Origin of the sequence: Streptomyces sp. CB01881 (assembly GCF_002953255.1) — a bacterium.
Lineage (GTDB): Bacteria > Actinomycetota > Actinomycetes > Streptomycetales > Streptomycetaceae > Kitasatospora.
In genome coordinates this window covers 1,258,947-1,284,821 of the sequence record NZ_CP026498.1, presented here as the reverse complement: position 1 = coordinate 1,284,821, position 25,875 = coordinate 1,258,947, and the positions used below count along the sequence as shown (strand labels likewise).

Here is a 25,875-nt window from a genome sequence, read left to right as displayed (position 1 = left end):
ATCCCGAACCCCAGTTTCCCGATCCCCGAACCCGGATCACCGCATCCGGCTCCCGGGGGATCGACATCGAGAAAGCGAATGCAATGAACCTGCATCTGGAATCGTATTCCGACGGCGCCACCGCTGCGGACCTCGCCGAGCGCAGGCGCGAGTTCCTGGAGATCGGACGCCGCTCCGGCGAGTTCCCCAGCGCCACCGCCCGGCGGGACGGCGTGGACTCGCAGATCAGCGTCTGGTGCAGCAACGACTACCTCGGCATGGGGCAGAACCGCCAGGTCGTCGAGGCGATGAAGGCCGCGATCGACGCCCACGGCGTGGGCTCCGGCGGCTCGCGCAACATCGGCGGCACCAACCACTACCACGTCGCGCTGGAGCAGGAGCTGGCGGACCTGCACGGCAAGGAGGCCGCCCTCCTCTTCACCTCCGGCTACACGGCCAACGACGGGGCGCTCACCGTCCTGGCGGGGATGCCGAAGGACACCGTCGTCTTCTCCGACGCGAAGAACCACGCGTCGATCATCGACGGCCTCCGGCACAGCGGCGCGCAGAAGCACGTCTTCCGCCACAACGACGTCGCCCACCTGGAGGAGCTGCTGGCGGCCACCCCCGCCGACCGCCCGAAGCTGGTCGTCCTGGAGTCGGTCTACTCGATGTCGGGTGACATCGCGCCGCTGGCCGAGATGGCCGACGTCGCGGACCGGTACAACGCCACGACGTACATCGACGAGGTGCACGCCGTCGGCATGTACGGCCCGCAGGGTGCCGGCATAGCCGCGCGGGAGGGCATCGCCGACCGGTTCACGGTCGTCATGGGCACCCTGGCCAAGGGCTACGGCACGGTCGGCGGGTACATCGCCGGCCCGGCCGCCCTGGTCGACGCCGTCCGCACGCTCTCGCGCTCCTTCATCTTCACGACCTCGCTGCCGCCGGCCGTCGCGGCCGGTTCGCTGGCGGCGGTCCGCTACCTGCGGACCTCCGAGACCGAGCGGACGAAGCTGGCGGAGAACGCGCAGCTGCTGCACCGGCTGCTCACCGAGGCCGACATCCCGTTCATCTCCACGGACTCGCACATCGTCTCGGCCTTCGTCGGCGACGACGAGACCTGCAAGAAGGCGTCCCAGCTGCTGTTCGAGCAGCACGGCATCTACGTCCAGTCCATCAACGCGCCCAGTGTGCGCGCCGGCGAGGAGATCCTGCGTATCGCCCCGTCCGCGGTGCACGGGCGGGCGGACGTCGAGAACTTCGCCGAGGCGCTCCGCGGGATCTGGAAGGAACTGGAGATCCCCTCGGCGAGCGACCGGAACTGGCTGAAGTGACCGGGTCGGTGGCCGCCGTGCTGGCCGGTTCGGCAGCCCGGCGGCCGGCCCATCCGGCGCTGGTGTGCGGCACCGCACGGCTCTCGTACGCGCAGCTGTGGGAGGAGGCCCGGCGGTACGCCGCGGCCCTGCGGGCGGAGCGGATCGGCCCTGGTGACAGGGTCGCCCTGCTGCTGCCGAACACGCCGGAGTTCCCGGCGCTGTACTTCGCGGTGCTGGCGCTCGGCGCCGTCGTCGTGCCGGTCAACACCGCCCTGAGGTCGGCCGAGATCTCGCACGTGCTGCGGGACTCGGGGGCGCGGGCGCTCGTGTGGGCCGGCGCGCTGCCCGAGGAGGCCGCCCGCAGCGCCGAGGCGGCCGGTGTCCGGGTGCTGGCCGTCGGGGACGCCGACGGCGCGGCGCACCGGCTCGACGCCGGCGCCGAGCCGGTCGCCACGTACGTCGAGCGGGCGCCGGAGGACCTCGCGGTCGTCCTGTACACCTCCGGCACCACGGGCCGGCCGAAGGGGGTGATGCTCACCCACCACAACGTGCTGACGAACATCACGGTGACCGCCGTGTCGCCGTTCGCCTTCGGGGAGGACGACGTCCTGCTCGGCGCCCTCCCGCTGTCGCACACCTTCGGGCAGATCTGCGGGATGGCGGTGTGCTTCCACGCCGGGGCGACCATGGTCGTCATGGAGCGCTTCGGGGCGCAGGACGCCCTGCGGCTGATGCACGAGCACGGCTGCACGGTCTTCATGGGCGTCCCGACCATGTACTACGGAATGCTCGAAGCCGTTGCGGCGGGTGCGCGGGCCCCGCGCCTCTCCCGCGTCTACAGCGGCGGTTCGGCCCTTCCGGTGCCGGTCCTCGAACAGGTCCGGACGACGTTCGGGTGCGAGGTGCACGAGGGGTACGGGCTGACGGAGACGTCCCCGGTCGTCGCGTACAACCTGCCCGGGACGGTGTGCAAGCCGGGGACGGTGGGCCTGCCCATCGAGGGCGTGGAGGTCGCGGTCGCGGCGGCCGAGGTGGAGGGCCGCATCGAGTTGTTGGACCGGGGCGAGATCGGCGAGATCGTCGTGCGCGGGCACAACGTGATGGCCGGCTACCTCGGCCGCCCCCGGGAGACCGCCGAGGTGCTGGTCGACGGCTGGTTCCGCACCGGGGACCTGGGCGTGCAGGACGCGGACGGCTACCTGACCCTCGTCGACCGCAAGAAGGACCTCGTCGTCCGCGGCGGCTACAACGTGTACCCGCGCGAGGTCGAGGAGGTGCTGCTCGGTCATCCGGCGGTGGCCAGGGCGGCGGTGGTCGGAGTCCCGGACGCGAAGCACGGCGAGGAGGTGTGCGCCGTCGTCGTGGTCCGTGCGGGCCACCACGCGGGCGCCGCGCTCGCGGGCGACATCGTGGCGTGGAGCAGGGAACGCATGGCGGCCTACAAGTACCCGCGCCGGGTCGAGTTCGTGGCGGAGTTCCCGCTCGGTTCGAGCGGCAAGGTCCTCAAGCGGGAGCTGGCGAGCCGCTACGCCTGACGGCTGGTCAGTCACCCGACTTAGCGTCACAGGCGCTTCCGGGTACTGGAGTTCATGCAGGGACGACGGGACCGCCCGGCCGACACCGGCCGGGCGGTCCCGTCGTGTCCGCGGCCGTGGTCCAGACCGCCCGGGCCGGCGGCCGATCCCCCGGAAGCCGCCAATGGCAGGAACCTGCCAGCCTCGGGGAAGGCCCTCCGGGCGGACCTAGCATTCAAATTGCCATCGCGATCAAAGGGGTCGAAGAAGCAATGAGCGAGCAAGGCTGTGTGGTTGTCACCGGCGGCTCCCGGGGAATTGGTCGGGCTGTAGCGCTTCAGCTGGCGGCGGACGGGTTCGATATCGCGTTCTGCTACCGGACCGGCGGCGCCGCGGCCGAGGAGACCGAGAAGGAAATCCGCGAGCTGGGCGTGGAGTGCTACCACGCGCCGTGCGACGTGGCCGACCTCGATTCGGTGCAGGCGTTCGTCAAGACCGTCGAGGAGAAGCTCGGCGAGATTTCCGGTCTGGTCAATTCGGCCGGTATCGTCAAGGACAACCCGATGGTCCTGATGCCGGCCGCGGACTGGCACGCGGTCATCGACACCAACCTGACCGGCACCTACAACTTCTGCCGCAGCGTGGTGTTCGGGTTCATGAAGCGCCGGAGCGGCGTCATCGTGAACATCTCGTCGGTCGCCGGCGTGTTCGGCAACCCGACCCAGAGCAACTACTCGGCGGCGAAGTCGGGAATCCACGGCATGAGCCGGGCGCTGGCGAAGGAAGTGGCCGGGTACGGCGTCCGGGTCAACGTGGTGGCCCCCGGGTTCATCGAGACGGACATGACCGCGGGGCTCGGCGAGAAGGCCCGCAAGGCCGCGCTCGGGATGATCCCGATGAAGCGGATCGGCGAGCCGGAGGACGTCTCCGACCTGGTGTCGTTCCTGGTCTCGGACCGCGCGGCCTACATCACCGGCCAGGTCATCCAGGTCGACGGCGGAATCGCGTTCTGATGCCGGAGACACCCGCGACGCGACCGCGCAGGCGCGCCGCACCGCTGGCCGCCGTCGACGGCGTCACGCTCGTCGGCGACACGGAGGTGATCGCGGTCAAGGCCGTCCATGCCGCCGACCCGTACCTTGAGGGGCACTACCCGGAATTCACGATCTATCCGGGCGTGTTCGTCATGGAGTCGGTGAACCAGGCGGTCGACGAATACGTGGCCCGCCGGTTCGGTGCCGGCCGGATCGCGGACCTGACGACCGTCAGGTCCGTGCGGTTCACCACCCCGGTTCTCCCGGGGGACACGCTCCAGGTGTCCTGCACGATTCTCGCCGACGGCGACGTGCTGACCGTGAACGCGAGCTGCCGGAATTCCGCCGGCGCCACCGCGGCGAAACTGAGGCTGGCCTACGGGGTCGTGGACGGAGGCGGCCGGTGATCGACCACGCCGCAATCCGGGGAATCCTTCCGCACCGCCACCCGATACTTCTGGTGGACACCGTCCTGGAATGGCATCCGTTCGACCGGATCGTCACCACCAAGGCCGTCTCCGGCAGTGAGCCCTGTTATGCGGGAATGGCCGAGGGGCTCGGCCGGTCCGCCTATTCCTATCCGAAGACGCTGCTCATCGAATCGTTCGGCCAGAGCGGCGCCGTGCTCTGGCTGGAAAGCATCAGGACGCGTGGCGAGAGCCTGGACGGGACCCTGATATTCGCCGCGGCGCGCAATGTCGAGTTCCACCGCCCGGTCCAGCCGGGCGACACCGTCCGGCACGAGCTGAAGATCGACCAGCTGGTCGGCGCCAACGCCTTCCTGTCCGGCCGGAGCTTCGTCGGCGACGAGCCGGTCATGACGGTCGGCGAGGCCATCGCGGTCATCCGGCCCAACGGGAGTCCGGCGCAAGAGGCCTGACGCCACGTCGGAGCAGAACCCGCCGGTCCGCTCCCGGACCGGCGGTCCGGAGCACAACACCCAACACCCAACAGACAACCCAGAAAGCGGTAACGAGATGTCGACTGCGACCAACCAGCAGGTCATGGACGAACTGCGCGAGATGATCGCGGAGGTCCTGGAGGAGGAGCCCGAGAACATCACCGAGACCAGCAGCTTCATCGAGGACCACGACGCCGACTCGCTCCGGGCGATCGAGATCCTGGCCCGCATCGAGAAGAAGTACAAGGTGTCGGTGCCGCAGGAGCGGCTCGCCGACATGGTGAACCTGCGCGCCGTGTACGACACGCTGGTCGAATACTCCGACGGGAACATCTGACATGCCCCGCCGTGTGGTGATCACCGGCCTCGGACCCCTGTCGACCATCGGCGTGGGCCCGGACGCCTTCGCGGCCGGCCTGCGGGCCGGCGCGAGCAACAGCGGGCCCATCCGCAGCTTCGACGCCTCCGGCTTCCCGCACAACGTCGCGAACGAGCTGGGTGACGTCAGCCCCGCGGACTACGTCACCAACCTCGACCCCGACGACTGGGGACCGGCGAGCCTTGCCGCGGCCGCCGTCGCGCGGCTGGCGGTCGAGGACGCCGGCCTGGACCGCGCCGAACTGCGGCGCGGTCGGGCCGGGTCGGTCTTCGGGACGACCGGTGCCGAGACCCGCCTCCACGAGGAGGCGTACGAGAAGTGGCTCGCCGAGGGTGCCGGCGCCGACATCGGCGGCCTCGTCAAGAGGATCCCCGCCTACCGGCTGGCCGTCGCCGCCAACCGCGAACTCGGCATCCACGGCGAGGCGGTGACCCTGGCCACCGCCTGCTCGGCGAGCAACTACGCGATCGGCTACGCCTACGACGTCATCGCGGCGGGTGACTCGGACTACATGATCGCCGGTGGCTCGGAGGCCATGTGCGCGTTCGCCGTCGCCGGCTTCTACCGGCTCGGTGCGCTCGCGAAGGACGTGTGCACGCCCTTCGACGCCGACCGCAAGGGCATCCTGATCGGCGAAGGCAGCTCCGCGCTGCTGCTCGAATCGCTGGACTCGGCGCTCGCCCGCGGGGCCGAGATCTACGCCGAGGTGCTCGGCTACGGGCTCAACTGCGATGCCAACCACATGGTTTCGCCGTTGGCGACGTCGATCGCCGAGTGCACCCGCCGGGCCCACGCCAACGCCGGGGTGAAGCAGAGCGAGATCGACTACATCTGCGCCCACGGGACCGGCACGCCGTCGAACGACTCCGCCGAGGTCGCCGCGCTGCGCGAGGTCTTCGGCGACGAGCTCCCCCCGGTGAGTTCGATCAAGTCGATGCTCGGCCACTCCATGGGCGCGGCGAGCGGGTTCGGTGCGATCGCCTCCTGCCTGGCGATCAGGGACGGCTTCCTGCCGCCGACGATCAACCTGAACACGCTCGACCCGGCCTTCGAGGGCATCGACGTGGTGCCGAACGTGTCGCGGGCCGCCGATGTGCGGATCGTGCAGAACAACGGGTTCGCCTTCGGCGGCAACAACGCCATCACGATCTTCGGGAGGTACGAATGAGCGCCCTGGCCGTGACCGGATGGGGGGTCCTGTCCGCCATCGGGTCGGGCGCGGAGGAGTTCTCCGAGGCCTGGGGAGAGCGCCGCAGCGGCCGCACCGACGTGACGGGGATGTTCGAGCAGCAGCTCCCGTCCGCGACCGCCTGCGCGATCCCCGGCTTCGACGCCAAGGACTACCTGGGCAAGAAGGGGACGCGCTTCTTCGACAGGTCGACGGCGCTCTCCGTCGTCGCCTGCAAGCTCGCCCTGGAGGACGCCCGTCTCACCCGCGGGGAGGAGGCCGACGGCGGCATCGGGCTCGTGCTCGGACTGAGCAGCGGCGGGCCCCAGGCGATGTCGGACTTCATCCACGAGATGTACACCAGCGAGAAGCCGTACCTCGTCAACCCGCTGCTCTTCCCGTACGCGGTGATGAACGGTGCGGCGAGCGCCACGGCGATCTGGCACAAGCTCAAGGGTGTCAACGCCACGGTGTCCGGCGGGCAGATGGCCTTCCTCACCGCCCTGCGGTACGCCCGCAACAAGGTGCGCAACGGCTACGTGCACGCCGCCGTGACCGGGGTGGTGGAGGAGTTCTCGCCGACCCGCGCCTGGGCGTCGCACCAGGCCCGCGGCACCGCGGAGGGCCGCGTCGAACTCGGCGAGGGCGGTGCGTTCTTCGTGCTGGAGGACGCCGAGGCCGTGCGGACCGCCGGCCGCAGCCTCGACGCGGAGATCCTGGCGGTCGACGGCGGCCTCTACGGCGAGCCCGGCAGCGAGGACGACCCGGCCGCCGGCCTGGCGGAGTGCATCACCCGGGCGCTCGAAGCGGCCGGTGTCGCCGCGGCCGACGTGTGGGCGGTGGCGCCGTCGCTCTCCGGTTCACCGAAGCGCGACGCGATCGAGCTCGCGGCCCTCAGGTCCGCGCTCGGCACCGGCACCCCGAACCTCCTGCCGGTCAAGGAACTGGTCGGTGAGACCTACTCCGCGGCGGGGGGCCTGCAGTTGGCCGCGCTGCTCGCGGAACACCGCAACAACCCCGCCCGCGACGGTGCGGTCTCGCTGGTGACCTCGCTCACCTCCGAGGGGATGGCCGGGGTGGCCGTGGTCCGGGGGTGGAGCCGTGCGACGAGCGCATAGCGACCGGGAACCGGTCGCGCAGTCCGTGGTCGAGGGTGTGTCGCTGAGCGCGCACGGTCCGGCCCGTCCTCCGGTGGTGGCCATGCTGCACGGCCTGGAGGACGACTGGCAGAGCTGGAAGCCGGTCACGGACAGGCTCGGCGACCGGTTCCGCTGCTATGCGATCGACCTCCCGTGGCGCGCCGGCGGTGACTACGGCTGGCGCGCCGGCGGGACGGCCGGGCAGTGGGTGGAGCGGGCCCTGGAGACCGTCCCCGAGCCGGTCTCCGTGGTCGTCGCCCACTCGATGGGCGCGAACGCCGTGCTGCACTGGCTGACGTCCGGTGCGGCACGGCGGCTCGACGCCGTCGTGCTGCTGTCGCCGTTCTACCGCCTGACCTCCGTCCCGGTGGACTGGCGGATGTTCGACCGGTCGCTCGCCGACTTCAGGGCGGTCATGAAGGCCGGCCTGCTGGCGCGTCTCGGTGAGCGCGCCGCGCGGATCGGCCCGGAGCTGGTCGACCTGATGGCCGAGAAGGCGCTCGACCGGATCGGCCCGGAGGGCTTCCTCGCCCTGTTCGACCAGTTCATCTCCTCGTCCGGGCTGGACCTCTCGGCGAACACCGTGCCGACCCTCGTGGTCGGGGGGACCGCCGATGCCGGCCTCAGCGGTCCCCGCGCCGAGGCGCTCGGCCTGGCCATGCCGTCCGCGGAGATCCGCCTGGAGGACGGGCTGACGCACTTCTGCCACATCGAGCAGCCGCACCGGGTGGCCGAACTCGTCGCGGAGTTCCTGCTCCGCACGACACCCGCATTCACGAAGGCCGGGCAACGGCCGGGACCGGAAGGAGCGACCCCGTGAGCAAGCGGTACCCCCCGAAGTTCTACTTCTCCCTGCACAGCCCCTACAGCTGGATGGCGAGCAGGCTGCTGGCCGAGCGTTGCCCGCAGGCGCTCGAAGAGATGCAGATGATCCCGTACTTCTACCCGGACGCGCAGACCTGGAAGTCGATGGACGAACGGGGGATCGAGCTGCACTACGCGGACATGAGCAAGGCCAAGCACCTCTACATCCTCCAGGACGTCAAGCGGCTGTCCGCGCGGTTCGGCTTCGAGGTGTCCTGGCCGGTCGACCGCGAGCCGTGGTGGGTGCTGCCGCACCACGCGTGGCTCGCCGCGAAGCGCACCGGCGACCAGAACACCCTGTACTGGGCGATGGTCGAGGCCCGCTGGGGCCGCGGCGAGAACATCTGCGACCGCGGGACACTGCGCGCCATCGCCGACGCGGCCGGGCTCGACGGCGCGACGCTGGTCGCCGCGCCCGAGGACGAGGAGCTGCGCGAGGAGGGCATGGACGCCATGGAGGCGGCCTACCTGGACGACGTGTTCGGCGCGCCCTACTTCAAGATCGGCCCCCACCGCTACTGGGGACTGGACCGCCTCGACGACTTCATCGCGGGATTCGAGCAGTGGCAGCAGAAGGGCAGGGCGGCATGACGGCGAACCCGGCCGGTCCCCGGGCGGCGGAGACGGAGAGCCTGACGGGCCTGCGGCGCCCGGTGCCGCTCGTCGCGGACATCGACGACGACCCGATGGACGGCATCCCGGCCGAGCTCACCGGGCTGGTGAGCGGCCTCGGCGACGACACCGCGGGCGGCTGCGGATGAGCGCCTCCGTACCCGCGCGGACGCACTGGATCGGCGGCACCCGGACCACCGGCCACACGCGGTGGATCGACGTCGTCGACCCGGCGACGCAGGAGCGCCTGTCGGTGGTGCCGGCGGGCACCGCGGCGGACGCGGATCTCGCGGTCGCGGCGGCCGTGCGGGCGTTCGGCCACTGGTCCGGCGTGCCGCTGCGCGACCGGGTCGACGCGGTGCGGGCGGTCGCGAAGGGGCTGGCGGCCCGGCAGGACGAGATCGCCGCGGCCGTCACCGCGGAGGTCGGCGTGCCGACGGTGTTCTCGCAGCGGGTCCAGGCGGCCCTGCCGGTCGCCGTCGCGTCCGGGGCCGCCGCCGTCGCGGAGGAGTTCGCCTGGACCGAGCAGATCGGACGCTCGACCGTGTTCCGCGAACCGGTCGGCGTGGTCGCGGCGATCACGCCGTGGAACTTCCCGCTGCACCAGGCCGTCGCCAAGGTCGCGCCGGCCCTGCTGGCCGGGAACACGGTGGTGCTGAAGCCCAGCGAGATCGCCCCGCTGACCGCGATGATCCTCGCCGAGGTCGTCCGCGGGGCGGGGGTGCCCGACGGCGTCCTCAACGTCGTCCACGGACGGGGCCCGGAGGTCGGTGCGGCGCTCGCCTCCCACCCGGACGTCGACATGGTGTCCTTCACCGGATCGACCGAGGCGGGCAGGAACGTCGCGGCACTCGGGGCGCGGACCGTCAAACGGGTCGCCCTGGAACTGGGCGGCAAGTCCGCCAACCTGGTGCTGCCGGACGCCGACCTCCTCGCCGCGGTACGGGCCGGCGTCGCGAACTGCTTCATGAACAACGGCCAGATGTGCTGGGCCTGGACCCGGCTGCTGGTGCCCGCCGGGCTGCACGACCAGGCGGTCGAGGCGGCCGCGGAGGCGGCGGCGGCCTTCACCGTCGGCGACCCCACCCTGCCGGGCACCCGGATCGGTCCGCTGGCGTCCGCCGCCCAACGCGACCGGGTGCGGGGCTACATCGAGCGCGGGATCGCCGACGGCGCCCGGCTCGCGGCCGGCGGTCCGACGCCCCCGGACGGGCTCGACCGCGGCTACTACGTCCGCCCGACCGTCTTCGCGGGGGTGAGCCCGACCGCGGTGATCGCCCAGGAGGAGATCTTCGGGCCGGTGCTGTCCGTCATCCCGTACTCCTCCGAGGACGAGGCGGTCTCCATCGCCAACGGCACGCGCTACGGCCTCGGCGGCGCCGTGTTCTCCGCGGACCCGGACCGTGCCCTGGCCGTGGCCAGGCGGCTGCGCACCGGCCAGGTCGACATCAACGGCGCGGCCTTCAACGAGGCCGCCCCGTTCGGGGGGTACCGCCAGTCGGGCAACGGCCGCGAGCTCGGCCGCTTCGGGCTGGAGGAGTTCTGCGAGGTCAAGTCAATCCAACGATCGGCATCCGGGTGACGGTCGCTGCAGGGAAGTGAGGCACCGTGCCGACCAGCACGCTCGACATCGACACTGACACCGACATCGGCATCGGCATCGACACCGACATCGACACCATCGTGACGGCCGCGATGACCGGGACGGCCGTGACGACCGCGCCGGCCGACAGCACCGGGACGGCCGGCACCCCCGCGATCGTCCTGATGATCCGCGATCACATGCGGCGCTACGGCGTCGAGGGGATGTTCCGTTCGCTCGACCCCCGGCTGACCACGCGCACCTGCGCGGACCTCGGCGAGCTCGCGGGCCTCTCCGGCGGTCAGCTGATCATCTCGTCCGGCGACGCGGTCGGCCCGCTCTCCGAGGAGACCGCCGACACCCTGCGCACCAACGACATCCGCGTCCTGATCCTGGTCGACCCGGCCACCGTGGTCGAGCAGTCGTGGGCCGACCGTGCGCACGGCTTCCTGGACTGGGCGGACCTCCGCCCGGAGACCCTGGGCCTGGCGGTCGCCGACGTGGCGGCCGGGCGGTTCCACGTCTCGGAGTCCCTGGTGCGGCGCTCCGTGACGGCGCCCGACCAGGCCGCGAACGAGGCGGCGGCGAGGCGGGCGGCGGTCTCGCTGACGGCACGCGAACTCCAGGTGCTGCGGCTGATCGCGGGTGGGCTGAGCAACCGGCAGGTCGCCCGTTCGCTGGGCATCTCCGAGCACGGGGTCAAGCGCCTGGTCGGGATCGTCCTGGCCAAGCTCAACTGTCCGAACCGCACCCTCGCCGTGGTCCGGGCCATCGAGTCGGGTCTCCTCACGCTGTGAGCCGGCCGTACGAGAGAAGGAGCAGCGACTCATGTCAGAGGTCCACCGCGGCCGCTACACCGCGGACATCGAGGGTGACTTCGTCGTCTTCCTGATCGGCATGCACGTGAACCGCCCCTGGCGGATCCACAAGTGGTGGCCGGTCTTCCGGTCGATGTTCGGCATGGTGAAGGACCTGCGCGAGCACCCCGAGAAGGGGGCGCTGTGCAGCTACTTCGCGCTGATCGCCGGAGTCGGTCCCGCGGTCGTCCAGTACTGGCGCAGCTTCGAGCAGTTGGAGGCGTTCGCCCGGAACACCGACGACCCGCACCTGCCGTCCTGGCGGCGGTACAACCAGGCCGTCCACGCGTCCGGGGACGTCGGCATCTGGCACGAGACCTACCTGGTGAAGGACGGACAGTACGAAACCGTCTACGCCAACATGGGCCGCATCGGGCTCGCCCGGGCCGGCTCGCTGAAGCCCGTGCAGAGCAAGGGCCACTCGGCCGCGCGCCGGCTCGGCCGGACCGCCGACGACCACCTGCCCGCCGGTGTACGCCCGCCGGGCGACCCGGCGGCCTGAGGCGTGCCGACGCGGCACCCCGGCTCCCGACGGCCGGTCCGACGAAAGGGAACGAGAGATGAACGAATCCACCACGACCGAGAACGCCCTGCCGCCCATCGACAGGTCCTGGCGGACGTGGGCCGGCGCGCTCGGCGGCCGGGTGTCCACGATGATGCTGCGGCACGCCGGTGAGCAGCTGACCGGGGACCTGGCGCCCAGGGCGGTGCACAGCTCGTTCCTCGCACCGGTGTCGGACCGCCCGCTGGTGGTGAGGTCCGAGGTGGTCCGCCAGTCGCGGACGAGTGCCGTGGTGCGTTCGACGCTCGTGCAGCACGAGCGTCCGGTGGCCCTGGCGACGGCCCTGTTCGGCACCGCGGGGGACAAGCCGACCCTGCAGGCGCCGGCAGCGCCGGTCGTACCGGCGCCCGAGGACTGCCCGGACGCGGGGTTCCCGGCCCGGATGTTCCCGTACACCGGTCACTTCGAGACCAGGATGGCGGGGGAGGAGCGGCCGTTCGGCGGCGGGACCAAGCCGGAGATGACGGCCTGGATCCGGCTCCGGGAGCCCGACCTGAGCCCGGCCGGGGCGGCGCTGGTCCTGCTGGACGCGATGCCGCCGGCGGTCTACGCGGCGACCTCCGAGCTGGTGTCGGTGCCGACCGCCGAGTACTCGGTGCACTTCGCCGACGGCCTGTCGTTCGCCGGGAGCGGCGACTGGGCCCTGGTACGGGTCAACACCGATCAGGCGAGCGACAGCTGGGCCGTGGAGTCCAGCAGTATGTGGAGTGCGGACGGCACCCTGCTCGCCGTCGGCCGGCAGACCCGTCAGATCCTGCGCCCGGCGGCGCCCGGTGGCGCGGTCCAGGTGCCCCCGACCTGGTGGACGGGCGCCGGTGCCTGACCCTGCGGGGTCACGCCGGGTGCCTGACCCGGTGGGGCCACGCCGGGCGTCCGGTCCTGCGGAGCCGCAGCGGCCGCGCGACATCGCGGGGCCGCCGCGTGGAATGCCTCCGCGCATTCTCCAGAAAACGAACACATGCCTCCCACCCGGTCTGCCGACGGGTGGGAGGCATGCGGTGGAGGATCAGGCGGAGTGCCGGTACGAAAATTCCCCGTCAGGGTCTCCGGGCCTCAGCAGGCCGTCCCGGAGCGCGTGCACGCCGGCCTGGAACCGAGAATTCGCGTCGAGTCGGCACATGATTTCCGCCACCCGCCTCCGGTAGGTGCGCAGCGACAGGCCGAGATTTCTGGCGGCCACTTCGTCCTTGTGGCCGAAGGCCAGTGCGTGGATGACCTGCCGGTCCATTTCGTCGAAATCCGACCGGAGGTTCCGCAGGTAACTCATCGGCTCGCTCGCGGCGTTCCAGGCCGCGGTGAGCAGTGACTGGATGTTCTTGATGACCGGCGGCGCCCAGACCGCCATGCACTGTTCCTGGGAGAGGCTCACCTGGGTGCGCATGAAGGCGACCTGGGAGTCCACGATCGCCAGCTCCTGGAGTCTGGTGTCGGTGACCCGCACCTGGATGCCACGGTCCCCGGCGGACAGCAGGTACTCCGGCGTGCACCAGTGCGGAAGATCGTCCCGGTGGTAGAGCACCCGGACCGAGAGTTTTCGCCGCACCCCGTCCTGAAGTATTTCCCGCGCCATCTGGAGGCGCTCCCCGCTGTACCATTCCGAACTGGGTGCCGAGATGATCACGGCATGCCGGGACCGGGTGATGGACTGCAGGGCCGCTATGCGCATCTGGCCCGCATTCCCAAATTGCTCGATAAGGCCGTCCTGCTCGGCGGCGGAAAGAATGCTCCGATCATTGCCTGTTGCCCGGTCATTGCCCGAGGATGCCAGCATCCGAATTCCCCCATGAGTTTGGCTCTGGCTCGTTCCTGGTCAAACTGTAGTCGTCTGACAAGGGCCGCTCAAGTCGGACTTCGGTCAAACCTGGCTATACGCCTTCCGGTCCGGCCGGGGGGCCGGAACGGGCGCGGTGGCCCCCATTTCCCGGCCCCGCGCCGCACCGCGGAAGGGCTTCAGCGGCAGGCTTTGGAGACGCCTTCCAGCCAGTGCCGGACAGCGGCCCGCTCCTCCGCCGAGAAGGCGGCCTCCAACTCCTCCTCGCAGCGGTCGACGGCGGTGCGGGCCTCCGACAGGCGGGACTGTCCGGCCTCGGTGACGTGGATCTGCTGGCTGCGCCGGTCGGTCGGATTGGGGCGCCGCTCGATCAGGCCCTCCTGTTCGAGGCCGACGAGCATCTCGTTGGCGGCCTGACGGGAGCTCGCCACCTCCCGGGCGATGTCCGAGGCCGACAGCCCGGGCTGCGACTCGGCCATCAGCAGCGTGGCGTACTGCGACGTGGAGAGCCCGAACGCCTTGAGCTCCGCGGCGATCGCCGACCTCATGTTCAGCCAGACCTTGCGGACCAGGAAGGTCAGCGAGCCGACAGCCGCCCCGTGGGAATCCAACGTTCCGCCTCCTCAGAATCGACAGGTTCCTGACGGTTGTGCATACTGAGCCCGTCAGGTTCTTGTCGATCCTATGCGAAGGCCTTCATGACGACGCCCCCGACCTTGCCGAGGACCAGGCAGCAGCTCATCCTCGCCGTGCTCCTCCTGTCCTCGCTGCTGATCTGGCTGGACAACAGCATCCTCACCACCACCTTCGAGACCCTCGCGGACCCGGTCCGCGGTCTCGGCGCCAGCCCCGCCCAACTCCAGTGGGCGACCGGCTCGTACACCCTGGTCTTCGCCACCCTGATGTTCGGCGCGGGCGCCCTGGGCGACCGCTTCGGGCACCGGACCGTGCTCGCCATCGGCATGGTGGTCTTCGGCGGCTCCTCGCTGTGGGCGGCCTACGCCACCGACGCGGGCCAGCTGATCGCCGGCCGGGCCGCGATGGGCCTGGGCAGCGCCCTGATCATGCCCGCCGCCATGGCCGTGCTCATGTGGACCTTCACCGGTCCGGCGCGGGCGACCGCGATCGGCATCTCCTCGGCGTCCGCCGGGGTCGGGATCGCCGCCGGCCCGCTGCTGTCCGGACTCCTGCTCGACCGCTTCTGGTGGGGCTCGGTCTTCCTCATCAACCTCCCGGTCGTGGTGCTGGCGCTGATCGGGATCACCATGCTCGTCCCCAACTTCCGCAGCCCCACCCGGCGTCCGCTCGACCCGGCCGGACTGCTGCTGTCGGTCAGCGGGCTCGCCTCCCTGGCCTACGGGCTGATCCGGGCCGGGCAGGTGGCCTCCTGGACCCCGGTCGGCGTCTGGGTGCCGATCGCGGCCGGCGTGGCCCTTCTGGCCACCTTCGTACTCGTCGAACTGCGCACCAGGCAGCCCAGTTTCGACCCCCGGCTGCTCGCCCGGCGGATGTTCGGCGGCGGCAACGCGGCGCTCGGGATGCTGCTCTTCGCGATGACCTCCGCGAGCTTCTACGGCGCCTTCTACCTCCAGGGCGCACGTGGCTTCTCGCCGCTCCAGGCCGGTCTGGCCTTCTCCCCCGCGGCGTTCGGCTCGATCGTTGGGGCACCGCTCGGCGTCCGCCTCTCCCGGCGCTGGTCGCTGCGCTCGGTCACCGCGTCGGCCCTGGCCACGGCGGGCCTGGCGATGGGCTCGCTGATGTTCTTCGGACTGGACACCCCGCTCTTCTGGAACGAGATCATGTACCTGGTCCAGGGGCTGTCGATCGGGATGGTGATCGGCCCGGTGACGGCGGCGCTGATGAGCACCCTGCCCCTGGAGCGCGCCGGCGCCGGTTCGGCCGTGACCAACACCGTGCGGCAGACCGGTAGTCTGCTCGGGATCGCGGTGGGCGGCACGATCATGTCCATCGTGTACCGCCGGGCGATCGAGCCCGCGCTCAAGGACACGCCCGGCCCGCTGCGGGAGCAGGCACGGATCTCCGCCGAGCAGGCCCGGCACGCCGCGGCCGCCGCCCACGAGCCGGCACTGGCGCACGCCGCCGACAACGCGTTCATCCATGCCATGCACGTCAGCGCGGCCTGGACCATGCTGATCGCCCTCACCGGAGCGGTCCTGCTGGTGATCGCGCTGCGGCCCGACCGCAAGCCCGTCGAGCCGGTGCCGGACGACGTCCTGGAGCCGGCCGCCCGCTGACCGCGCCGGCGACGGCGCGGGGGAGGCCCTGTCTCCGTGGGGGGAGAGGGCCTCCTGCCGCACGACGGCCCGTGCGTGACCGGCGCCGCGCGTGATCGGCCGCGCGTCATCGGCCCCGTGTGCGACCGGACCCGCGTGATCGGCCCGTACGCGACCGGACCCGTCCGCGAAGGGGCCGTGCGCGGCCGGCAGGCCGGATCGGCGCCGGCTGGACGCAGTTGACCTACCGTCAGGTCCGGCTGTCCTTGGGTCTGTCCTCCGTGGGGACGCCGGTGGCCTGGGCGGTCCACGCGACGCTGCTCGCCCTCACCCGGCGCACCGGCCGTCGCACGAACGGCGATCGCCCGAACGGCCATCGCATCACCGGGCTCCGCACCACTCGGCTCCGCTGACCGCCGGATGTCCGTTTTCTCCAAGACCCGTCGCCCGCCCGCTGCCTAGGCTGCCGGTCATGAACACCGCACAAGCACCGCAATTCGCCTTCATCGGTCTCGTCGTCTCCGACCTGGCCGCGTCGCTGGCCTTCTACCGGCGCCTCGGGGTCGGGTTCCCCGAAGGCTGCGAGGACCAGCCGCACGTCGAGGCCGCACTGCCGGGCGGTCTCCTCCTCGTCCTCGACACCGAGGAGACCGTCCGGTCCTTCCACCCGTCGTGGCGCCCGCCGGCCGGGGGCGGGCGGACCGGGCTGGCGTTCCGCTGCACGGACCCTGAGCACGTCGACGCGGTGTACGAGGACCTGATCGCGGCCGGGTACCACGGCGAGCTGAAGCCGTGGGACGCCTTCTGGGGCCAGCGCTACGCCACGGTGCACGACCCGGACGGCAACGGCGTCGACCTCCTCGCACCCCTGCCGGACGCGGCCGGGTGAGCCGGGGGCCGGAGACGGACCCCGGCCCGCCGGCTCGCCCGCCCGGCGGACGGGCGAGCGGGTGGACGACGGCGGGCCCTAGCGTCCGACCAGGCCGCTCAGCGACTCCCCGGTCAACTCCCTGACATCGCGTGCCAGATGGGCCTGGTCCGTGTAGCCCGTCACGGCGGCGGTCTGCGCGAAGGGGACGCCCGAGCGGGCCAGGGCGAGGGCGCGTTGCAGGCGGAGGATCCGGCCCAGGGTCTTGGGGCCGTAGCCGAAGGCGCCCAGGGACCGGCGGTGGAGCTGTCGTGCGCCCAGACCCACCGACTCGGCGGTCGCCGTGACGGAGCGGCCGGCCTCCAGGGATGCCACGACGGCTCCGAGCAGTGGGTCGGCGGGCTCGGCCTCGGCCGCGAGGAGCACCGCCAGGTCCTCCAGGGCGGCGGCCGGGTCCGGCGCCGCGTCGACGCGTTCCGTGAGACGGCGGACCCTGGCGCCGGGCCACAGGTCGGCGAGGCCGACGCGCTGGTCCCTCAGCTCGTCGGCCGGCACGCCGAGCAGGGCCGGGGCGGTGCCGGGGTGGAACCGGACACCCGCCCACGGGCCCTCACCGCCGACACCGGGGCGGTGAGCACGGGTGTCGGGCCCGGCGACGAGGAGCCGGCCCCGGGTCCACAACAGGTCCATGCAGCCGTCCGGCAGTACGGAAGGCGGCGCGGGCGCGTGCACGGACGCCTGTATGGACCCACGCGTGGACGCCTGTGCGGACACCGACCCGCCGTCGCCGGGCCGCCCGGCGGCTCCCCGCGTCCACACGACCGCGCCGGGCAGCCGGGACGCGCGCTCCGCGTACTCGAAGGACACGTGACGAAGGCTACGCCACCCGGCCGGCGCGCCCGCCGGGAGCGGGGCACGCCGGCCGGGCCGTGCAGCGTGGTCACAGCTGGCCGTGGTCCTTGAGCACTCTCCGGGCCTGGGCGAACAGCATGCCGACGTTGACCGTCTTGCGGCAGACGACCACGGCGACGATCTCGTCGGTGCTGTCGATCCGCAGGAAGAGGTGTGCCAGGTTGTCGCTGTTGACGAGGATCTCCTGGAAGTAGTGGCGGTCGCTGACGACCCCGCGCCGTTCCTTGAAGATGCCCTCGATCATCACCACGTTCCGGCCCTGGAAGAGGTCGAGGGTGGCCGCCGCCAGCATGTCGAGGACCTCCGGCGGGTGCGAGTCCACGGTCTCCACGGACAGCAGCATGCCCGTGGACATGTCGATGACCCCCGCGGCCACGCAGTCCGGAACCTCGGCGCGCAGGGTCTTCACCAGACTCGCGATCCTCTCGGCCATGCTCCGGGACCCTCTTGCTTCCGACCCGCTCACTTGCGCTCCTTCTCCGTGTCGTCCTGGAATGGCACTGTTGTCGACACCGTGGTCGACAACCCGGCTACTGGTGGGGATGGCCGGCCTCGTCCTTGCCGCTCGCCGCGGTCAGCAGTACGCTGATCCGCTCCGCGGACTCCTGGGCCTCGGCCTGCAGTCGCTGCACGTCCATGCCGGCGTCGCCGAGTACCCCGATCAGCGCCATGTCGCCCACGGCCCGGGCGACCAGGTAGCCGTCGGTGAACTGCGACACGGTGTGGTGGAGCCGGCCCTTGCTGCTCATGCTGCCGGCGCGGCGGGCGATGCTGAACGAGGCCGCGGTGAGGGCGGCCAGGCCCTCGGCCCCCGCGGTCTCGTCCGTCTCCGAGGTGATCACCAGCCCGTCGACGGAGGCCACCACGACGTCGGTGACTCCGACGACGCGGTCCCGGAGCACCCGCACCTCTGCGGCCAGCTGGTCATGTCTGTCTGTCACGGTTCTCCCGTTGATTGGGTCGCCGGGCGCCGACGAGCCGTCGCCGCCCGGTCCGTTCGTCCACCCGGCACGCGCCGGGTACGTCCGCGGTGACTGCTACTGCGCGCTGCCGAACCGCCGGTCCTCCGCGGTGAGCGCCGTCGGGGGCCGCCAGGGGCCGGAGACGGGGCGCAGGGGAAGGACGCCGGTGATCCCGCTGGTCCCCGGCCGGCGCCGCGGCAGCCGCGACGCTTCCTCGGTGCGGCCCGGCTGACCGGTCGGCTCCGGGTTCCGTCCGTACTCCGGAGCGGGGGCGGGCCCGTCGGCCGCCCCCAGGGCCGGGGGCGCGACGTCGACCAGCCCTTCGTGCAGCAGGCGTGAGGCCTCGACCGTCACGGCGTAGAGGCCCCGTCCGAGCAGGAAGGCGATGTCGCGGGAACTGCGCCTGCCGTTGGCCCTTTGCAGGATGTCCCGCCGTTCGCCGGCGATCCCGTCGTCCAGGAGCCGGGTCCCGGCGTCGGTCCGCGACAACCGGTCGCGGAACGGTGAGACCGGCTGTCCGCCCAGGGCCCTGATCCGCCGCTCGCTCTCGCGGCTCAGCCACTCCGGTTCGATGCCCTCCGGTGCGGCGAAGCAGGTGGCCGGCGGCTCGGGATCGAGCGCGACCCGGTCGATCCGGCCCATTCCCATCGCCAGGGCCCCGTCCAGCGCCGCCATCGCGCAGATCAGTTGCAGCTCGGCCGAGCCGACCAGTTCCCGGGCGACCAGTTCGGCGCCCACGCGCCACCCGGCGGCCCCGGAGCGGACCGCCGACGCCCAGTCGGTCTCGGTGACACGGCCGGAGCGCAGGAGGAGGGTCTCGACTCCCGGCGAACCGGGGGAGGTGACCTCCAGGATGACGCCGTTTTCGAGGTGGAAGCGGCCGCCGGGGTCACCCGTCACGAGGAGCGTCCCGGAGAGGCGGCCGTGCGGGACCTCCATCAGCACCCTGGCGAAGTCCAGCCCCGCGCCGCCCGGCCGCGAGGCCGCGGACAGCGGCAATACCCTCGCGGAGCCGGCTTCCCCCGTACGGGGACCGGGATTCCGGTGCGTCGGTATACCGATTTCTGACATGTCTCCGCTATCGACCGTGTTCTCATGGACGCCTGCCGCCGACGCCCCCGGAAGTCGGCTCAGGAATCGCACTGTAGTCGCAGGGACAGGGTTTCGGTTGGACAGGCGGGAATTGAACGCTTGTCCGTTCGGAGCGACTCCTTGTGCATCGTTGATGAGATATTGACATTCCATTCTGGCGGATCTTGTCCGCAGGCCGGATGCCGGATGCCGGAGTGCCGCCGTCGGAACACGTCGACGGGTGGGCACCGGCCTCCGGCGGCCTGCGGTCGTACGGATTCGCCTGGGTCGACAGCCCGGCAACCTGATTTCCATGGAAATGACGCGGGAATGACAAGGGCTCTGAGCGGCGGTCGGACAATTCCGTTCTGGGCCTACTGCCTCAAGCTCCAATTCACACCACTGGCGGTCGTCGCCCGTTCGGTCGCGCATCCCGGCGACAATGCCCCCGGTCGAATGCCCGCCGGGATTGCAGGGCCCGGCGGTGACCGGTCGCTTCCCGTCGGGCAACGGGCCGGGAATCGCCCACGGCGGCTTCTGTGTCCTCTTCGGGCAGCCCGCGAGTCTCCGCGGAGTGGGCCCTCCGTGGGGCTGGCCCTTCGCGGGGTCGGCCCTCCGGGGCCGGGGCGAGGAAGGCTCCCGTCGGTGCGCCCGGCGCCGTCCTCGGGCGTCGGCCCTGCTCAGGGCGCCGCTGCTCACGAATTGGTGACGATCGGCCGAACTGTGGACAGCCGATATAAGGCTGGCCTTATTTAGGCTAGCCTCACCTTATGCACACTGCCTCGTTGGCCGCGACCACGGCCGGATACGCCATGCCCCAGCTCTGGCGGGCCCTCACCAAGACCGGCTATTTCATCGGTCTCAGCGGGGCCATCGGCACCACCGTCACCTACGCGACCACGGTCCGCCCGGCACTGCGGGCGCCGGAAACGAACACCGAGGACGCCCAAGTCCTGCGCAGACGCACCGCCCACTACCTCGCCTGGGCGGGCGTGGTCCTGCTGGTCGCGGGCTACTTCCAGCTCGCCGCGCGGGTCGCCCGGGCCGGCAAGGGCATGCCCTTCGGTGACGCCCTGGCGCCGGACCGGATCTGGGACTACCTGCGTGCTCCTGCGGCCAAGGGCGCCTGGATCGCCCAAGGCACCGTCTACCTGGTCCAGAACCTCGTCCTGGTGGCGACCGCCGCCACGCTGATCGCCCTTTTCACCCCGGCCGCCCGCCGCCACACGGACCGGATCGCCCTGACCGCCCTGCCGCTCTCCCTGACGGTCACCCTGATCGCCGGCGTGCCGACCACAACCCCGGCCGACCTCGACGCGTGGCTCAACCCGGTCTTCGACCAGGCCCACATCGTCTCCGGCACCGTCTGGCTCGGCGGACTGGCCCTGCTGGTCACCTTGGCCGGCACCCGCAAGCGCCTCGGCGCCGGCGCCGGGCTGCTCTGGGCCGACACGTGGCGGCGCTTCGGCCTCGTCGCCATGGTCTGCGTCGGCGCGGTCACCATCTCCGGTCTCTGGCTCGGTTGGAAGCACGTGGGCGGCATCTCCCAGCTCTGGACCACCGGCTACGGCATCGCACTGCTCGTCAAGATCCTCCTGGTCGCCGGCCTGGTCACCGCGGGCGCCTTCAACCAGTTCTGGCTGATGCCCCGCATCGCCCGGGCCCGCACCACCGACGACACCGTCTCCCTGCTGCACCTGACCCTGCGGCACTTCCCCAAGGTCGTCTGGGGCGAGGTGGTCCTCGGCGTGGCCGTGCTCGTCGTGCTCCCGTTCATCGCCGGCTCGGCCCGCACCGAGGCGGGCAGTCCGAAGGCCGTTTCCTCCGGCACCCTGTTCGCCGGCGGCGCTGCTCTCGCCATCGCGCTGGTCGTCTCCCTCTACGCCACCGCCAAGGCCTCGGACGCGCTCGCCCGCCGCGGGCTCCCGTCCGCAGCGGCCTGACGGTCGTACCCTCCGCGGGGTTTCGCCCGGGTGGGGTGTGGGTGAGCCGACCGGCTCACCCACACCCCACCCGGGCACGCGCACGCAGGTCGTCGCGCCCCGTGCGCCGAGGACGCGAGCGGAGGACACGTCAGCAGCACGGACCGTCGGCCCGGTGAGCCGGCCCGGGCGGCGGAGCGCGGGTGGCGGAACGCACCGGCGTGGCCGGCCGGCGAGTCCGGGGCACGCTCGTCAGGCGAGGGCCGGCGGGGAGGGCAGGGGAGAGCGAGGAAGGGCGGTCAGGCCGGCGGGTTCGGGTGGGTCAGGCCGCGGTCGTAGGCGAAGATCACAGCCTGCACGCGGTCCCGAGCGCCGATCTTGGCCAGTACCCGGCTCACGTGGGTCTTGACCGTGGATTCCGCGAGAACCAGTCGTTGGGCGATCTCGGCGTTGGTCCAACCGTGGGCGATGGCGACGAGGATCTCCCGTTCGCGGTCGGTCAGGGAGTCCAGGCGTTCGTCGGGAGCGGGCATCGCGCCGGGGGGACGGAACGGCAGGCGGTGGGCGTAGGTGTCGAGGAGGCGCCGCGTGATGGCCGGGGCCACGACCGCGTCGCCTTCGGCCACCGCGCGGATGCCGGCGAGGAGTTCTTCGGGGCGGGCGTCCTTGAGGAGGAAACCGCTGGCCCCGGCGCGCAGCGCGGCGTGGGCGTACTCGTCGAGGTCGAAGGTGGTCAGGACGAGGATGCGCGAGCGGCCGCCGGTGGCGACGATCTGACGGGTGGCCTCGATGCCGTCCATGCCGGGCATGCGGATGTCCATCAGGACGACGTCCGGCCGCAGGTCGGCGGTCAGCCGGACGGCCTCGGCGCCGTGGGCGGCCTCGCCGACCACCTCGGTGTCGGGCTGGCTCTCCAGCAGCATGCGGAAGCCGTAGCGCTGCAGGGGCTGGTCGTCCACGATGAGGACGGTGGTCACGTCGGGCCGCCTGTCGGGTCGGGGGTGAGGTCGAGTTCGGCCTCGACGGTCCATCCTGCCCCGGGGCCGGGACCGGCCGTGACAGTGCCGCCGTACACCGCCGCGCGTTCACGCATTCCCGAGATCCCGTGGCCCTCGGTGGCGCCGTGCGCGGGCGTGCGGTCACGACCGCTCGGGCCGGTGTCCCGGACGCGCACCTTCAGCCGGGCGGTGTCGGCAGCCAGGGTGACGTGGGCCCGCGTGTCGGGGCCGGCGTGCTTGAGGGCGTTGGTGAGGGCCTCCTGGACGATGCGGTAGGCCATCAGCTGGACGCCGCGGTCCAGCTGGTCGAGTTCGCCGGCGGCGGTGTAGACGACCTGAGGGCCGGCGGCGCGGATCCGGGTGCACAGGGCGTCGAGGTCGCCGATGCCCGGTTGCGGGGCGAACTCGGCGGCCTGGTCGCCCTGGTCGCGCAGGACACCGAGCATGCGGCGCAGCTCGCCGAGCGCCTGGCGGCTCGTCTCCCCGATCAGGAGCAGTGCTTCACGGCCTCGGTCGGGAGCCGCCTGGGCCGCGTAGGCACCGCCGTCGGCGAGGGTGACGATGACGGACAGGTTGTGGCCGATGATGTCGTGCATCTCACGGGCCACCCTGGCCCGCTCGTGGGCCGTGGCGAGCCGGCTGCGCTGGTCGCGCTCGATTTCCAGCCGGGCTGCGCGCTCGCGCAGCCCGGCGAGCTGGGCGCGGCGGATCCGCACGGCGATGCCGAGGGCGACCGCGGCGATCGCGGCGCTGAACAGGAAGAACAGCGCGTCGCCGAGCGACACGCCGGAGGACAGCTCGACCGCGACCAGGGCCAGGGCGCCGGCCATGGCGCCGCACGCCCAGGCCAGCTTCCGCAGGCTGCCGTGCAGGGCGAGGCTGTAGAGGGCGACCAGCAGGGCCACGTCCGCGCGCAGTGCGGCGCCGAGCGACCACTGGATCACGAAGACGGCCATGATCGCTGCGAAGGCCGCGGCGGGTCGGCGGCGCCGCCAGAGCAGGGGCAGGACCAGGCCGGCCTGGAAGGCCAGCATGGCCGGCAGGGCCAGGTGGGTGAAGGCGATCCGGTGCTCGTGCGGGGAGTCGCCGTCGGCGTGGAACGGGCCGGTGGCGCTGCCCCGGACGAGGTCGGGCACGCAGAACAGCACGAAGACCAGGGCGACCACGGCGGTGTCCAGGACCCAGGGGTGGTTGCGGTCCGCCTGTCGGACGCGCTGGCCGAACCGGGCCAGGCGGCCGAACACCGGGTGGGCCGACAGCAGGTCGGTGCCCGGGGCGGCGGCGTACTGGTCGTTCACGGTTGTCACCTGTCCATCGTCGCCCGGTCGCGCCGGGCGCCGGTCCGGATCGAGGGAGAAGGGGTGCGGCGGCGGGGGTGCGCGCCGCCGCACCGGCGGTTCCTCAGGCGTCAGTGCGCACGAGGCGCACGGCGGCCCCGGTCAGGGCGAGGACGGTCCACCCGAGGAAGACGATCAGTCCGGCGGTCGGGGACAGGGTGGTGGTGTCGTGGTGGAGGGCGAACATCGCCTCGCCCGCGTGGCTGGGCAGGTAGGGGCTGATGTGGTCCTGCCACGAGGTGGGCAGCAGTGCGGTCAGCCCGGGGATCAGCATCAGGGTGGCCACCAGGACGGCGATGCCGCCGGCCACCGAGCGCAGGAGTGCGCCGAGGGCGACGCCGATGACGCCGACGAGGGCGAGGTAGAGTCCGGCGCCCAGCAGGCCGCGCACGACGCCTGCGTCGGAGAGGGTCATCGCCGCGCGGGTGCCGGAGAGGATGCGGCTGTCGGCGAGGAAGACGGCGAACACCCCGACGGTGCCGAGCACCAGCGCGATCAGGCCGAACACGGCGGCCTTGGACCACAGCACGGGCAGGCGGCGCGGCACGGCGGCGAGGGTGGAGCGGATCATGCCGGTCGAGTACTCGCCGGCGGCGACCAGCACGCCGAGGACGCCGAGCGCCAGCTGGGCGAAGTTGGTGCCGAACAGCGACAGGCTCAGGGTGCTCGCCTGGGCGAAGTCCCGGTCCATCGGGCGGCCCGAGGCCATCCGCGACTTGAACTGGAACGCGGCGATCAGGCCGAAGGCCACCAGGAAGAGCAGGGCCAGGCCGAGGGTGATCCAGGTGGAGCGCAGCGACCACAGCTTGGCCCACTCGGAGCGCAGCACGCGGCCCGCCGTCACCTTGTAGGCGTGGCCCGTGGGCCGGTGGTCGGCGCTCTTGGACGTCGGGCTCGGGGCGATGGTGCTCATGCCACGCTCCTCGGGGTCTCGGTGCCGACGGTGTCGGCGGCCTTGGCGGTGGTGGTGCCGTGGTACTCGACGGCGTCCCTGGTCAGGTCCATGAACGCCTCCTCCAGGGAGACCGTCCGGGGGGTGAGCTCGAAGAGGGCGATGCCGTGCTCGGCGGCGGTGAGGCCGATCTCGCGGGCCGTGCGGCCGGTGACGAGGAGTTCCTCCGAGCCGGTCCGGCCGGTGATCTCCACGTCTGCTCCGGCCAGGGCCGAGCGCAGCCGGGCCGAGTCGGCGCTGACGACCTTCACGGCGTCTCCCCCGGCCTCGCGGACCAGCTCCTGCACGGTGGTGTCGGCGAGCAGCCGGCCCCTTCCGACGACGATCAGGTGGTCGGCGACGAGCGCGACCTCGCTCATCAGGTGGGAGGAGACGAAGACGGTGCGGCCCTCGGCGGCGAGCGAGGTGAGGAGGTTGCGGATCCACAGGACGCCCTCGGGGTCGAGGCCGTTGACCGGTTCGTCCAGCATCACGGTGGCCGGGTCGCCGAGCAGGGCCGAGGCGATGCCGAGGCGCTGGCCCATGCCGAGCGAGAACGCCCCGGCACGCTTGCGGGCCACCGAGCCGAGGCCGGTCAGCTCGATGACCTCCTCGACCCGGCGGCGCGGGATGCCGTGGGTGTGGGCCTGGACCATCAGGTGGTTGAAGGCGGAGCGGCCCGGGTGGATCGACTTGGCCTCCAGCAGCGCGCCGACCTCCTGCAGCGGTGCCGCGTGCTCGGCGTAGCGGCGGCCGTTGACCCGGACCGTCCCGCTGGTGGGGGCGTCGAGGCCGACGATCATCCGCATGGTGGTGGACTTGCCGGCTCCGTTGGGCCCGAGGAAGCCCGTCACCGTCCCCGGCCTGACCGTGAAGTCCAGCCGGTCCACGGCGGTCTTCTCGCCGTAGCGCTTCGTCAGCTGGTGCGCCTCGATCATCGCTCACCTCTGTGCTCCGGG

General features: G+C 71.9%; 28 protein-coding genes. 18 read left to right on the top strand and 10 right to left on the bottom strand.

Translation table 11 applies throughout. From position 1 onward, the window contains the following. The first annotated feature begins 83 nt into the window (after positions 1 to 83). The 15 genes from hemA (at position 84) to C2142_RS05540 (ending at position 12,733) form a co-directional block, all read left to right on the top strand. Entirely contained in the window at positions 84 to 1,316 is a 1,233-nt protein-coding gene (gene hemA / locus C2142_RS05610) for a 5-aminolevulinate synthase (protein ID WP_148641359.1), read from the top strand. Beyond that, positions 1,313 to 2,833: an AMP-binding protein gene (locus C2142_RS05605; RefSeq protein WP_148641358.1), complete on the top strand. Its 1,521-nt coding sequence runs from the start codon at positions 1,313 to 1,315 to the stop codon at positions 2,831 to 2,833. The genes hemA and C2142_RS05605 overlap by 4 nt, the downstream gene beginning before the upstream one ends. Before the next feature lie 251 nt (positions 2,834 to 3,084). Continuing rightward, the gene (gene fabG / locus C2142_RS05600) at positions 3,085 to 3,825 is read left to right on the top strand and encodes a 3-oxoacyl-[acyl-carrier-protein] reductase (protein WP_148641357.1); all 741 of its coding nucleotides are present in this window, start codon (positions 3,085 to 3,087) and stop codon (positions 3,823 to 3,825) included. Next, positions 3,825 to 4,253, top strand: a complete 429-nt coding sequence (locus tag C2142_RS05595; protein ID WP_148641356.1) for a MaoC/PaaZ C-terminal domain-containing protein — start codon at positions 3,825 to 3,827, stop codon at positions 4,251 to 4,253. The genes fabG and C2142_RS05595 overlap by 1 nt, the downstream gene beginning before the upstream one ends. Continuing rightward, positions 4,250 to 4,726, top strand: a complete 477-nt coding sequence (locus tag C2142_RS05590; protein WP_162002412.1) for a beta-hydroxyacyl-ACP dehydratase — start codon at positions 4,250 to 4,252, stop codon at positions 4,724 to 4,726. Before C2142_RS05595 ends, C2142_RS05590 begins: the two co-directional genes overlap by 4 nt. A gap of 97 nt (positions 4,727 to 4,823) precedes the next feature. Continuing rightward, entirely contained in the window at positions 4,824 to 5,084 is a 261-nt protein-coding gene (locus tag C2142_RS05585) for an acyl carrier protein (RefSeq protein ID WP_148641354.1), read from the top strand. Between the two features lies 1 nt (position 5,085). Beyond that, positions 5,086 to 6,294 carry a beta-ketoacyl-[acyl-carrier-protein] synthase family protein gene (locus C2142_RS05580; protein ID WP_148641353.1) on the top strand — a complete coding sequence of 403 codons (1,209 nt, stop codon included), beginning with the start codon at positions 5,086 to 5,088 and terminating at the stop codon, positions 6,292 to 6,294. Beyond that, positions 6,291 to 7,412: a beta-ketoacyl synthase N-terminal-like domain-containing protein gene (locus C2142_RS05575; RefSeq protein ID WP_148641352.1), complete on the top strand. Its 1,122-nt coding sequence runs from the start codon at positions 6,291 to 6,293 to the stop codon at positions 7,410 to 7,412. The genes C2142_RS05580 and C2142_RS05575 overlap by 4 nt, the downstream gene beginning before the upstream one ends. Beyond that, positions 7,396 to 8,253 carry an alpha/beta hydrolase gene (locus C2142_RS05570; protein WP_148641351.1) on the top strand — a complete coding sequence of 286 codons (858 nt, stop codon included), beginning with the start codon at positions 7,396 to 7,398 and terminating at the stop codon, positions 8,251 to 8,253. The genes C2142_RS05575 and C2142_RS05570 overlap by 17 nt, the downstream gene beginning before the upstream one ends. Further along, positions 8,250 to 8,888, top strand: coding sequence for a DsbA family protein (locus tag C2142_RS05565; protein ID WP_206670899.1), 639 nt, complete (start codon positions 8,250 to 8,252; stop codon positions 8,886 to 8,888). Before C2142_RS05570 ends, C2142_RS05565 begins: the two co-directional genes overlap by 4 nt. After that, complete coding sequence (locus C2142_RS05560; protein WP_153882756.1) at positions 8,885 to 9,058, top strand: hypothetical protein; 174 nt, start codon at positions 8,885 to 8,887, stop codon at positions 9,056 to 9,058. Before C2142_RS05565 ends, C2142_RS05560 begins: the two co-directional genes overlap by 4 nt. Continuing rightward, positions 9,055 to 10,491 carry an aldehyde dehydrogenase family protein gene (locus C2142_RS05555; protein ID WP_148641350.1) on the top strand — a complete coding sequence of 479 codons (1,437 nt, stop codon included), beginning with the start codon at positions 9,055 to 9,057 and terminating at the stop codon, positions 10,489 to 10,491. Before C2142_RS05560 ends, C2142_RS05555 begins: the two co-directional genes overlap by 4 nt. Positions 10,492 to 10,517: 26 nt before the next feature. Then, positions 10,518 to 11,288, top strand: a complete 771-nt coding sequence (locus tag C2142_RS05550) for a response regulator transcription factor (protein WP_148641349.1) — start codon at positions 10,518 to 10,520, stop codon at positions 11,286 to 11,288. A 31-nt stretch (positions 11,289 to 11,319) separates the two neighbouring features. Further along, positions 11,320 to 11,850, top strand: coding sequence for a DUF4188 domain-containing protein (locus tag C2142_RS05545; protein ID WP_148641348.1), 531 nt, complete (start codon positions 11,320 to 11,322; stop codon positions 11,848 to 11,850). Positions 11,851 to 11,908: 58 nt separating this feature from the next. After that, a complete protein-coding gene (locus C2142_RS05540) occupies positions 11,909 to 12,733 on the top strand; it encodes a thioesterase family protein (RefSeq protein WP_148641347.1) in 825 nt (274 codons plus the stop codon). A gap of 183 nt (positions 12,734 to 12,916) precedes the next feature. On the opposite strand, the gene C2142_RS05535 is transcribed toward C2142_RS05540, so the two are convergent. Together C2142_RS05535 and C2142_RS05530 are read right to left on the bottom strand one after the other, a co-directional pair. Further along, the gene (locus C2142_RS05535; RefSeq protein ID WP_148641346.1) at positions 12,917 to 13,681 is read right to left on the bottom strand and encodes a response regulator transcription factor; all 765 of its coding nucleotides are present in this window, start codon (positions 13,679 to 13,681) and stop codon (positions 12,917 to 12,919) included. A gap of 179 nt (positions 13,682 to 13,860) precedes the next feature. After that, positions 13,861 to 14,292 (bottom strand): MarR family transcriptional regulator, encoded by a 432-nt coding sequence (locus C2142_RS05530; protein WP_241002395.1) that lies wholly within the window; start codon positions 14,290 to 14,292, stop codon positions 13,861 to 13,863. An 87-nt stretch (positions 14,293 to 14,379) separates the two neighbouring features. On the opposite strand from C2142_RS05530, the gene C2142_RS05525 reads away from it, so the two are divergent. Further along, positions 14,380 to 15,936 carry an MFS transporter gene (locus C2142_RS05525; protein ID WP_148641345.1) on the top strand — a complete coding sequence of 519 codons (1,557 nt, stop codon included), beginning with the start codon at positions 14,380 to 14,382 and terminating at the stop codon, positions 15,934 to 15,936. 451 nt (positions 15,937 to 16,387) lie between these two features. Then, entirely contained in the window at positions 16,388 to 16,804 is a 417-nt protein-coding gene (locus tag C2142_RS05520; protein WP_148641344.1) for a VOC family protein, read from the top strand. A gap of 78 nt (positions 16,805 to 16,882) precedes the next feature. On the opposite strand, the gene C2142_RS05515 is transcribed toward C2142_RS05520, so the two are convergent. From C2142_RS05515 to C2142_RS05500, 4 genes are all read right to left on the bottom strand, one after another. Beyond that, complete coding sequence (locus C2142_RS05515; protein ID WP_148641343.1) at positions 16,883 to 17,650, bottom strand: helix-turn-helix domain-containing protein; 768 nt, start codon at positions 17,648 to 17,650, stop codon at positions 16,883 to 16,885. A gap of 73 nt (positions 17,651 to 17,723) precedes the next feature. Next, complete coding sequence (locus C2142_RS05510) at positions 17,724 to 18,128, bottom strand: hypothetical protein (protein WP_148641342.1); 405 nt, start codon at positions 18,126 to 18,128, stop codon at positions 17,724 to 17,726. 97 nt (positions 18,129 to 18,225) lie between these two features. After that, the gene (locus C2142_RS05505; protein ID WP_162002411.1) at positions 18,226 to 18,636 is read right to left on the bottom strand and encodes a roadblock/LC7 domain-containing protein; all 411 of its coding nucleotides are present in this window, start codon (positions 18,634 to 18,636) and stop codon (positions 18,226 to 18,228) included. A gap of 96 nt (positions 18,637 to 18,732) precedes the next feature. Further along, on the bottom strand, positions 18,733 to 19,656 hold the full coding sequence (locus C2142_RS05500; protein ID WP_148641340.1) for a MarR family transcriptional regulator: 924 nt from the start codon (positions 19,654 to 19,656) through the stop codon (positions 18,733 to 18,735). Between the two features lie 842 nt (positions 19,657 to 20,498). Here C2142_RS05500 and C2142_RS05495 point away from each other — a divergent pair. Beyond that, positions 20,499 to 21,671 (top strand): CopD family protein, encoded by a 1,173-nt coding sequence (locus C2142_RS05495; protein ID WP_148641339.1) that lies wholly within the window; start codon positions 20,499 to 20,501, stop codon positions 21,669 to 21,671. A gap of 278 nt (positions 21,672 to 21,949) precedes the next feature. On the opposite strand, the gene C2142_RS05490 is transcribed toward C2142_RS05495, so the two are convergent. From C2142_RS05490 to C2142_RS05475, 4 genes are all read right to left on the bottom strand, one after another. After that, positions 21,950 to 22,627, bottom strand: coding sequence for a response regulator transcription factor (locus C2142_RS05490; RefSeq protein ID WP_148641338.1), 678 nt, complete (start codon positions 22,625 to 22,627; stop codon positions 21,950 to 21,952). After that, complete coding sequence (locus C2142_RS05485; RefSeq protein ID WP_162002410.1) at positions 22,624 to 23,955, bottom strand: sensor histidine kinase; 1,332 nt, start codon at positions 23,953 to 23,955, stop codon at positions 22,624 to 22,626. The genes C2142_RS05490 and C2142_RS05485 overlap by 4 nt, the downstream gene beginning before the upstream one ends. Positions 23,956 to 24,049: 94 nt before the next feature. Then, complete coding sequence (locus C2142_RS05480) at positions 24,050 to 24,898, bottom strand: ABC transporter permease (RefSeq protein ID WP_148641337.1); 849 nt, start codon at positions 24,896 to 24,898, stop codon at positions 24,050 to 24,052. Beyond that, positions 24,895 to 25,854 (bottom strand): ATP-binding cassette domain-containing protein, encoded by a 960-nt coding sequence (locus C2142_RS05475; protein WP_148641336.1) that lies wholly within the window; start codon positions 25,852 to 25,854, stop codon positions 24,895 to 24,897. The genes C2142_RS05480 and C2142_RS05475 overlap by 4 nt, the downstream gene beginning before the upstream one ends. Positions 25,855 to 25,875 lie beyond the last annotated feature (21 nt).